The 6,251-nt window shown below is 47.3% G+C and carries 6 protein-coding genes; 4 read left to right on the forward strand and 2 right to left on the reverse strand.

Annotation, left to right across the window (positions count from 1 at the left end; genetic code table 11):
* Window positions 1–71: 71 nt before the first annotated feature.
* Window positions 72–746, forward strand: a complete 675-nt coding sequence (locus FJ444_RS03070) for a haloacid dehalogenase type II (RefSeq protein WP_140956428.1) — start codon at window positions 72–74, stop codon at window positions 744–746.
* Here FJ444_RS03070 and FJ444_RS03075 read toward each other — a convergent pair.
* Window positions 708–1,325 carry a TetR/AcrR family transcriptional regulator gene (locus FJ444_RS03075; protein WP_140956429.1) on the reverse strand — a complete coding sequence of 206 codons (618 nt, stop codon included), beginning with the start codon at window positions 1,323–1,325 and terminating at the stop codon, window positions 708–710. The two genes, FJ444_RS03070 and FJ444_RS03075, sit on opposite strands and share 39 nt — an antisense overlap.
* 89 nt (window positions 1,326–1,414) lie before the next feature.
* The gene (locus tag FJ444_RS03080) at window positions 1,415–2,452 is read right to left on the reverse strand and encodes a sensor domain-containing diguanylate cyclase (RefSeq protein ID WP_140956430.1); all 1,038 of its coding nucleotides are present in this window, start codon (window positions 2,450–2,452) and stop codon (window positions 1,415–1,417) included.
* Between the two features lie 514 nt (window positions 2,453–2,966).
* Here FJ444_RS03080 and FJ444_RS03085 point away from each other — a divergent pair.
* The 3 genes from FJ444_RS03085 (at window position 2,967) to FJ444_RS03095 (ending at window position 6,110) form a co-directional block, all read left to right on the forward strand.
* Window positions 2,967–3,611 (forward strand): GntR family transcriptional regulator, encoded by a 645-nt coding sequence (locus FJ444_RS03085; RefSeq protein ID WP_140956431.1) that lies wholly within the window; start codon window positions 2,967–2,969, stop codon window positions 3,609–3,611.
* Between the two features lie 174 nt (window positions 3,612–3,785).
* A complete protein-coding gene (locus tag FJ444_RS03090) occupies window positions 3,786–5,486 on the forward strand; it encodes a M1 family metallopeptidase (RefSeq protein WP_140956432.1) in 1,701 nt (566 codons plus the stop codon).
* A gap of 186 nt (window positions 5,487–5,672) precedes the next feature.
* The gene (locus FJ444_RS03095; protein ID WP_255438942.1) at window positions 5,673–6,110 is read left to right on the forward strand and encodes a RidA family protein; all 438 of its coding nucleotides are present in this window, start codon (window positions 5,673–5,675) and stop codon (window positions 6,108–6,110) included.
* The last annotated feature ends 141 nt before the right edge of the window (window positions 6,111–6,251 follow it).

A 6,251-nucleotide genomic window follows, 5' to 3' on the forward strand; every position in this document is an offset into this window, starting at 1 on the left:
TGAATTGTACCGATCGGTAAGTTAAAGTCAAACAACTTTTAGCTGACTACCTGACGAGTGAGAAGATAACGATGAAATCAGTATTGGCATTTGATGTGTACGGCACACTTATTGATACCCATGGCCTGTTGGCAGATCTGGCATTACTGGTGGGTGACAAAGCAGAGTTGTTTTCTCATACCTGGCGAAACAAACAGCTTGAATACTCGTTCAGACGCGGGCTTATGCGCCGCTATCAACCGTTTTCATTGTGCACAGCACAAGCACTGACATTTACATGCCAGCATTTGCAAATAGCCTTGAGCAATGAGCAGCAACAAACCTTGCTGACTAGCTATTTGAGGTTACCCGCATTTACCGATGTACAGCCGGCACTGAAGACGTTGGCGGAGAAATACACACTGGTAGCATTTTCAAACGGCGAAAAAGCCGCAGTAGACAGCCTGCTATTGCATGCCGGTATTGATGGTTATTTTACGAATGTGATCACGGCCGATGCCGTTTCTACGTTCAAGCCCGACCCAACCATTTACCAGTATTTACTGCACTCGGTTAACTGCCCAGCCAACCGAACCTGGCTCATTTCAAGTAACCCTTTTGATGTCATTGGGGCGAGCGAATGCGGGTTACAAACCGCGTGGGTAAAACGCAGCCCGCAAATGGTGTTTGATCCCTGGGGTATCCAGCCAACGGTAGAAGTGCGTCATTTAGGAGAGTTTGGTGGTGCGCTGAAACAAGCCATCTAGCATGCTGTCTACGGCGAATTCCAACTCTGCTATCCCAGCACCGCAGCGCGCCATGGACGCGGTGCCTTTAAGTAAGGTATATAAGGCCACAGCATTCGCTTCAGCATGTGAATGCAAGCCTGCCGCCACCGCTTCGGGTGATTCTGAGAACAACGCTGTGTACAATTGCTTTGGCAAGGCATCGGCTTTAGCCAGTATTTCAGCCGCGTCCGGTGGCACATTTCCGCTTATCATTTCAGACTGACATAACACCAGATAACAGCCTTTAGCATGCTCCGCGTTACATTGCATGGAAATAATAGACATCATGTGTTTTTTAATACGCTCGCGCAATGGTACTTGCGTTTCTTGCAGCAGTTGTAAATGGGGCTGCATACGGGTTTCAAGATACCGCTGTGTGGCCTGCACAAACAAGGCCTCTTTATTGCCAAACGCCCGGTACATACTGGGTTTGTTAATGCCCATACCTTCAATTAAATCGGCCAGCGACGCCCCGGCATAGCCTTTTTGCCAAAATACTTGCATGGCAGCTTCAAGCGCTATTTCAGCGTCAAATTCACGTTTACGGCCACTTGTCACAAAGGTTTCCTGCTACCACTACTTTTGCATATTTTACCCTTCGGTACAGTAAATGCAAAAAACATTTCAACCCATTGTAATTTATAAATTTATGCAAATTCTTGTTGGTAATGTGCTCGCTTGTGCTGATACATACGCTGATCGGCAAGTTCGATTAACTGCTCAACATGTTTTGCATCATCCGGATAGGCGGCACTGCCAACCGAAGCACTCAGGCTCAATTCCTTTCCATGACATTTGTGCGGTGCCGCTAATTCAGCATTCAAGCGCTGTGAAGCGCTGGTAAGCGCCTCGCTGGTTTGAATATTACTCACCACAACACCAAACTCGTCGCCGCCTATGCGGGCTATCAGATCGGTAGGTCTGAAGGTGTTTTGTAAGCGCCTGGCCATTTCGCCCAGCATCGCGTCGCCAGCCCGATGGCCAAATTCGTCGTTTACCCGTTTTAAGCCGTTCATGTCGATAATCATCAGGCCAAATCGATGCTGATAGCGACAGCCATTTACGTGTACCTCCCGGCGCAAACGTTCCATAAAGGCAGAGCGGTTTTTCAATTGGGTGAGACTGTCGTGGGTAGCCTGATAGACCAGGTTATCTGGTAAGTAACGCAGGCAAAAATACATCGATGCTGCCACCTGCTCCGACACCAGACGCAAAATGGCAGCGTGCTCCAAGGTGAAATAGTGCTTCTTACGCGACAGCACTTTCAATACGCCAACAAAATCACCGGAGTGTTCAAGAGGAATGAGCAGCATGGATTCAATGCCCTGGGTCTGGCAGGCAGATAAATTTACACGAGGATCCTGTTCAACATCATTGCACAGTTGCAGTTCACCCGTTTTTACACTGTATCCAGACAAACTCTCATTTAATGGCAATCGCAATCCGGAATGGGCATTTGCAATCCCACTGGTTGCCCGATATACCATATGGTTGTCTTCACGCAGCTCTATTGCAGCACCGTCGCATTTAAGCAGTTCACAGCAATACTCCACTATATGGTGCATTACCGATGATAAATCCATGCCAACTTTGGCAATGGCGGTTTGCATATCAATGATTTGCTTTAATTTAGTACTGCGATCCTGCCAGGTAGGCCCGATCGCTTCCCAGGATGCTTTATCCATTTGTATTTCGCCCGTTATACCGCGCTACAACGCTTTAATAGCAACGCTATTTGCTTAGTATTATTCGATTTTTTAACACCGGAACGGCTTGTGGCATCCATTTCACTACGGCGTGACTGTCGTTACGTTTTATAACTTGTCGCCAAAGTAATTATTGCAACAAATATTAGCTGCCTTTTATACATTAATTTGTTTAAACATTAAACAAATTTAGTCTATTTATTGCCCACCGCGTTTTACAGGTTTGTTACTAACTAAATGTGCTTACGCTCCCCCCAAATAGGGAGATTTCTACCCAGGAAATTCGATAAATGAATGAAAAATTACTGCGAAATACCTTCAAATCTAAAAAAAATCATTCACTACTGTTCAAAAATAAACCACTTAGACCATATAACCGTGTAACTCACTTTCAAATGGTATACTGTATGACATGGTGTTTAACGCACAATTTCGTGCAGTCGCCGATAACAAAAAAGATAATAGACAAACTCTCCTTAGGAGTAATTTATAGATGTCAATTGTGGTTAAAACCTTGTCGGAGCAAGCTTACGAAATCATTCGTGAGCGGATACTTGCCAATGTCATGTTTCCGGCAAAACCCATTCGTCAGGACGCACTCTCTCAGGATTTAGGCGTGAGTAAAATACCGCTTCGTGAAGCCCTTACCCGGTTAGAACAAGACGGTTTGCTTATTTCACATCCCAACAGAGGATTTATTGTCAGGCCAATTAGCCTGGCAGAAGCCGAAGATGTGTTTCAGTTACGCAAGACACTTGAGCCAGAAGCCGCCGCTCAGGGCTGTAAACGCGCCACCCAGCAGGACAGGCAAAAAGTAGAAGAAATATTTAAACGCTTACAAAGTATGGCGTACGAAATTTCTCCTCAGGCAGTAACCGTTAATCGCGAGTTTCACCTGGCCTTAACAGCACCGGCCAACCGCAAGATCACGCAGGAGCTGTTAACTAAAGTACACCTGTTGTCGGAACGTTATGTGCGCAGACACCTTGATCCGCCTGATCGCGAAGCCGACGCTTTCCGGGAACACCAGGAAATATTTGACGCATGGATGAACAGAGAATCCAAAAAAGTTAAAACACTGCTCAAAGAGCACACGCTAAGCACCTTAGAAGACTTACGCGGCGAGCTGTTTGAATAATCCCACTATCCCGTTTGAGGTAACTGCGTCAGACGGGATATTAATAACTACCTGCTGATTCTTTGCAGCATACCTGCCCTCTACCAGAAATTTTCGGGAATTGACCCTATCCTGACCTTGTTTACACATCAATTTTGTATACTCTGGCGTACATAACAACAACAGAGATAGTTCATGGTTAACACCCGCATTAAACAGCTAACCGCCATAGCACTGGCCGTATCTATTGCCACCCTGTCTGCCTGTGGCAGCAACCAGACGCTGCAAACCAGCAGTGGGCCGATATCCACTCCCTACAGTTTAAAAAGTGGTGGTGACGTAGCCGAATTACAACAAGGGCTCAGCGTGAAGCATGCTGACTTATCTTTTGCCTTTGATTTTAGAAACAAAGTGCTAATGGGCAATGCCACACTCACACTGGAAGGCCAAGGCAGCAGAGAAGCCTTCTCTGTGGATCTTGATAGCGTGTTTACCATAGAAAGCGTAGCAGTAAATGGCGACATCCTGGCCGATACTCAGTACCGCAATCTGGGGGGAGAATTACAAATTACCCCGGTGTCGGCCGTATCCTTCCCACTCACCGTTACCATTGTGTATAAAGGTCAGCCGCGCATCCCGGTTCGCGCCCCCTGGGACGGCGGGGTGATGTGGGAAAAAACACCTGAAGGCGAGAATTGGTTAGCCACAGCCGTGCAGGGCGAAGGTTGCGACCTGTTCTGGCCATGTATTGACCAGCCCTTTGGTGAACCCGCGCAAACGGATTTACACATTACCGTGGCCAAGCCGTTGGTGGCAGCCAGTAACGGCGTGTTAGTGAACGTAGCCGACAATGGCGATACACGCACTTACCACTGGCAAACCCGTTCAGCGCACAACACTTATGGAATTGCGCTCAACATTGCGCCTTACGAAAAACTGGAAACCACGTACAACAGCATTTATGGCAACAGCTACCCGGTGGTGTACTACCATTTACCGGGCAAAGAGCAGCAGGCAAAAGTGCTGTTCGATGAAATTCCAACTATGCTCACGTTTTTCGAGCGAATGATTGGGCCCTACCCGTTCGGCAATGAAAAAGTCGGCGTCGTGCAAACCCCGCACCTGGGTATGGAGCACCAAACCATTAACGCCTATGGCAACGAATACAAGAAGGATGAATTTGGTTTCGACTGGTTATTACAGCACGAATTTGCCCACGAGTATTTTGGCAACCAGGTAACCAACGACAACTGGGATCACATGTGGATCCACGAAGGGCTTGGCAGCTACATGCAGCCGTTATTTGCCCAGTATTTGTCGGGCGATGTGGCGTATAAAACCTACCTGAACAATCAGCGCAAAGGGTTAATTAACACCCACCCGATTGTGTCAAATAAACTGATGGAAGTTGAGCAGGTATACGAACGCGGCGTGGGCCCCGCACTCGATATTTACTACAAAGGCTCGTGGATCATGCACACACTGCGCAACCTGATTGGCGATGAGGCTTTCTTTAGTTCAGTACGCGAACTGGTTTACGGCACAGACTCACCCCAACCAGGGAATTTTTCCACGCTGTATCGCAATACCCAGGACTTCATTGATATTGTGAACAAACGCACCGGACAAAACCTGGACTGGTTCTTTAATGTTTACCTGTATCAGCCAGCCTTACCCGAACTAACAGAAACCCGTACGCAAGACAGCGTTACGTTTGCCTGGAAAACGCCAGGTGATATGGCATTTCCAATGCCGCTGGAAGTGTCGGTAAATGGCAAACTACAAACACTGGATTTAACCTCGCCAGTGACGTTGTCTATTTCACCCTTTGATGTAGTAATAGCCGATCCCAACAGCAGGATTTTGCGATACGAAGCGCGCTACGATAACAAGTAACCGCTTTCATTTGGTGCATTTGCACCCGACGTAATTTGGTCGGGTGCGAATAACCGCAAAATTCGGTTGTTTGGCCCAAATAACACTGCGTAACCTTGTTGTTTGCCGCACCCTGAGCAAACATAGGTAACCAAGCGTCAATATTTCGCTCAACAATACATAAAAACATAACGACAGGAGTACAAGGTGAACTTAATAAAGTTAACCCTGATGTGTTTAATTTTTAGTCTGAGTGCCTCGGCATCAGCAGGCTTAAAACGATACCCTCACCCCAACCCTAACATGCCTTTTTCGTTGGCTACCCAGGTAGACAACATAGTGTATTTGTCGGGTCAGATTGCCGCCGATGAAAACGGAAAACTGGCCGACAATATTACCGATCAGTCGCATCAGGTAATGAAGAACATTAAAAACGCACTCAACAGTATTGGCCTGGATATGGAAGACGTATTCAAATGCACAGTGATGATTGACGACATTGCGCAATGGCCCGATTTTAACAAAGTATACGTGCAATATTTTTCGAAAGGCAGCTTACCGGCCCGCAGTGCCTTTGGCGTAGACGGCCTGGCTATGGGCTCCATGCTGGAAGTGGAATGCATGGCGCATAAACGCCGTATGTAATACCACAGCGTTACCGAGCCACACAAGAGCCTCAGTCATCCGTGGCTCGTCCCGGGATCTACTCAAACAACGTGCCGATGCCATACAAGATCCCCGCCTTCGCGGGGATGACGAATAAAGTAGCGGGGATGACGATTAAAG

It is taken from the genome of Aestuariibacter sp. GS-14 (genome assembly GCF_006494365.1).
GTDB classification, from domain to species: domain Bacteria; phylum Pseudomonadota; class Gammaproteobacteria; order Enterobacterales; family Alteromonadaceae; genus Alteromonas; species Alteromonas mangrovi.